Origin of the sequence: Brevundimonas sp., from assembly GCF_036677305.1 — a bacterium.
In the GTDB taxonomy this organism is placed as follows: domain Bacteria; phylum Pseudomonadota; class Alphaproteobacteria; order Caulobacterales; family Caulobacteraceae; genus Brevundimonas.
Map to the genome: position 1 here is coordinate 1 of NZ_JAKFEB010000196.1, position 2,899 is coordinate 2,899.

General features: G+C 68.1%; 2 protein-coding genes. Both read right to left on the bottom strand.

The genetic code is table 11. From position 1 onward, the window contains the following. Nucleotides 1-1,680, bottom strand: a 1,680-nt coding sequence (locus tag V6M42_RS11675; RefSeq protein WP_332678591.1) for an ATP-binding protein, incomplete at its 3' end; no start/stop codon positions are given. Between the two features lie 104 nt (nt 1,681-1,784). Then, complete coding sequence (locus V6M42_RS11680) at nt 1,785-2,870, bottom strand: glycosyltransferase family 4 protein (protein ID WP_332659224.1); 1,086 nt, start codon at nt 2,868-2,870, stop codon at nt 1,785-1,787. Nucleotides 2,871-2,899 lie beyond the last annotated feature (29 nt).

Consider the following 2,899-nt stretch of genomic DNA (forward strand, 5'->3'; position numbering starts at 1 on the left):
CCCGTCCTGGACGGGCTCAAGCGCCTGTTCGATCGCGCCCAGCAGGTCTTCGAGAACGATGGGCTTGGCGACGATCGGCGTCATGCCCGCCTGCCGGTATTCCTCGATCTGGTGCGTCATCACATTGGCGGTCAGGCCGATGATGGGGACCGGGCGGCGGCTGCTCGCGGCCTCCAGCCTGCGGATTTCGCGCGTGGCTTCGGGTCCGTCCATGACCGGCATCTGCACGTCCATCAGGATCAGGTCCCAGTCGCCCTCCCGCCAGGCCTCCACCGCCAGCGCGCCGTTCTCGACCACGTGCGGCGCGATTCCGACCTGACCCAGAAGCATGGCCAGGACCTGCCGGTTGACCGGATGATCCTCGGCCGCCAGCACGCGGATTTTCCGGTCGTGCGCGGGCCCGGCAGGCGCCTCCGACGATGCGGCGGCCGCCTCCTGTGCTGCGACCTGTGCGATCGGCAGGCGCAGACAGAAGGCCAGGCCATGCGGCTGCACATGTTCCGCATGGATGACGCCGCCCATCATCCCGGCCAGTTCGCCGCAGATCGACAGGCCCAGACCCGTGCCGCCGTACCGGCGGGTGGTCGAGGCGTCGGCCTGGACGAATTTCTCGAACAGCCGGGGCAGTTGTTCGGGCGTCACACCCGGCCCGGTGTCCCTCACCCGGATGACGAGGTCGCCGTCGTCCCGCGAGACGATCACGGCGATCTCGCCCTGCTCGGTGAATTTCACCGCATTGGAGAGAAGGTTGGCGAGGATCTGGCCCAGCCGCGCCGCGTCGCCGCGCCAGCGTCCGGCGGCCTCCGGCTCGATCGTCGCCGTCAGCTTCAGTCCCTTGCTCTCGGCGACAGGGCGGAAGATCGCCTGCGAACGCTCGATCAGGGCGTCCAGATCGAAAACGGCCGATTCCAGCTCGACCTTGCCCGCCTCGATCTTGGCCAGATCCAGCACGTCGCTGAGAATCCTCAGCAGGGCCTGCCCGGACTCGGTCACGACCCCCAGACGTTCGCGCTGCCGGTCCGACAACTCGTCCGCAGCCATGATCTGGGCCATGCCGAGCACCCCGTTCAGCGGGGTGCGGATTTCATGGCTCATGGTGGCGAGGAAATTGCTCTTGGCCTTGTTCGCCTCCTCCGCCTGCAACTGTGCGGCCTCCATGGCCTGGAAGGTGCGGGACAGGCGGAGCCAGGCGGTCAGGCCCGCCCAGACCAGCAGGGCGGTGGCGATCATGAACTGCGCTGTCTGCACCAGCGACAGCCCCTGCCCCAGGGCCCCCATGGGCAACAGGGCGGCGTAGAACAGCTGCGGCGTCACCGCCGCCAGCATCATCCGCTTCGAACCCGGGCTGACGGTGACGCCGTTCAGAATGGCGCCGCCCAGCAACAGGACGCCGCAAGCCAGGCCCATCACGGACCCCGAGAGAATCTGCACCGCCCCGAACAGGCCGAACAGCAGGTTGTTGACGAACAGCAGCGCCACCGCGGCATGGGAATAGCGTTCCTCGCTGAGCCGTTCGGCCCATGCCCCTCCGGGCTGGAAGCGCGCTTCGAACGCCTGCATCAGGCCATAGGCGATGGCCCAGATCACGGCGAAGGTCGCCCCGGTCAGCGGAAAGAAGATCAGGGCCGCGGCCATGCCGATGCCGACCCGCGTGCGCCACTGGCCCGCGCGATTGGTCATCGCCTGTCTGATGTGTCGCCTCTGCTCCGGCGCCATTCCTGTTCCCTCGGGCGCCACAGAGAGCCTGCCCAAGGTTCCGATAGCGTTAAGCCGCCGGCCTGGCGTCAGGCTGCGACCTTGCGGCGCAGGCGGGCGATCCTGCGCAGTCGGCGCCAGAACCGGCCGCGCTCGGGCTCGGGATAGGGCTGAAGATTCTCGACGAACTCTTCCGCCGAGGCGCGCCAGCTGAATTTCTCGGCATAGGTCCGGACCGCGCCGCGGTCGCACTCCAGCGCCTTCAGGCAGGCCGTGCGCAGGTCCTCGTCGATGGCCCCCGCATTCGAGCCCGGAATGATGTCGATCGGCCCGTGCGCCGGATAGGCGGCGACCGGCGTGCCGGTGGCCATGGCCTCCAGGATCACCAGGCCAAAGGTGTCGGTCCAGCTGGGGAAGACGAACACGTCGGCGTCGCGGAAACAGCGCGCCAGCTCCTCGCCGAAGCGGGCGCCGAGGAATTTGGCGTCCGGATATTTCAGTTCCAGCTCGGCCCGCGCCGGTCCGTCGCCGACGACGATCTTGGTCCCCGGCAGGTCGGTCTCGAGGAAGGCCTCGATGTTCTTCTCGACCGCCACGCGGCCGACGTTGAGGAAGAAGGGCCGGGGCCAGCTCTCGCCGCCCAGTTCGTCATAGATGCGCGGCAGGTCGGGGTTGAACTGTTCGGTGTCCACGCCCCGCGTCCAGGGCGAGACGTTGCGGAAGCCGTGCGCCACCAGTTCGTCGCGCAGCGTCGGCGTGGCCACCATCAGCCGGCCCGACGGCTTGTGGAACCATTTCATATAGGCGTAGCCGACCTGCACCGGGATCGGGAACCGGGCCGAGACGTATTCCGGGAATTTGGTGTGATAGCTGGTCGTGAACGGCAGCTTCCATTCCACGCAGATGCGCCGCGTGGCGATGCCGATGGGGCCTTCGGTGGCGATGTGGACCGCCTCGGGTTCGAAGGCGCGCAGGCGTTCGCGAATCTCTTCCTCGGCCCCCAGCGCCAGCCGGATCTCCGGATAGGTGGGGCAGGGGATGGTCTTGAACTGGCTGGGCTCGATGACGTCGACCTCGTGCCCCATGCCCCGGCATTCCGCCACGGTGCGGGTCAGGGTGCGGACGACGCCGTTGACCTGGGGCTCCCAGGCGTCGGTGGCCAGAACGATGCGCATATGGGCCGGAAGGCTCCGCCGTTGATCGG

Coding starts and splice junctions, on each gene's coding strand:
- V6M42_RS11680 (WP_332659224.1), bottom strand. CDS start 2,870: ATGCGCATCGTTCTGGCCACCGACGCCTGGGAGCCCCAGGTCAACGGC.